This window comes from Chryseobacterium tongliaonense (assembly GCF_041224435.1).
GTDB lineage: Bacteria > Bacteroidota > Bacteroidia > Flavobacteriales > Weeksellaceae > Chryseobacterium > Chryseobacterium tongliaoense.
The window spans coordinates 1-956 of the sequence record NZ_JBGFFD010000032.1 but is presented as its reverse complement, the minus strand read 5'-3'; the positions used below and the strand labels follow the sequence as shown (position 1 = coordinate 956).

Below are 956 nucleotides of genomic sequence, written 5' to 3'. Positions count from 1 at the left end.
GGATGTAAGAAAGGAACGGTGGTATTTCCGGATAGGGAAAATACATTCACAGCTTCACTTCCTGAGGTACTTTTCTGAGAGTATTCAACATCGAGATGGGTGGTTGCTTTGATCGGTGCAACCTGAAGTGCCGGGGTTTTATAGATTTTTTCGTTATGGGCATAAGCTGTCTTGGCCAAATCACTCACGTGTTGTATGGGAGTTTCCCCGGAGGTCAACTTTTCGTTTTTGCTGCTGTTATAGCCATAAAACTGGGGCTTGGTATGTACTGCTTTTAATTCTACTTTTATATCGTTGGCATTGCTTCCATAGGTCAGTTTAATGGGTTTGTTCTGTGGGGGAAGCTTTCCGAAATGAAGAACTTCACCGTCATAATAGAACTGTTCACCATAAGCTTCTGCCATTCTTGCCAGATAGTTATAATGGGTTTCATCATACTGGCTGCTGTAGATGATCTGAGAATAGTCATTGGTATCAACCCTGATATCGAAACGTCCGGAATCGATTCCCTGTTTGATCACTTCATTGGCGATGATTCCCATATTCACCGGCTGACCGCCTCCAAAGCTCTGGATATGGGGAGCTCCGTCCAGTAATATGGTAGGACTGTAGCCTGATAAGACAATATTTCCCAGGCTCATTTTTTCCTGGCTGAAGCCTACTCCTGTGATCACTCCTACGAATGTCCTTTCGGGGCTGTTGTCTATATCTTTATAGGAAATAACTGCCGTTAAGCGTTTTCCCAGAAATTTATTGGCTTCTTCAAGGGTATGGGTCTGGCGGTCACCCAAGGTATCATGGGCTAAAGTCAAAGTAAATTCATGGTGGCGACGGGCACTCTGCTTAAGCCGGAAATGTTTATAATATTTGATGACTTTACCTTCTATCACCAGGGATAGTTTGACCAGACGGTTGATGCCCATATGGTGGCTCTCCGATACTCCGTCGGCATTCTG

At 44.5% G+C, this 956-nt stretch carries 1 pseudogene; it reads right to left on the bottom strand.

Annotated features, from left to right (window positions below):
* Positions 1–956, bottom strand: a pseudogene (locus tag AB8P06_RS20610) (Vgr family protein); the annotation flags it as partial.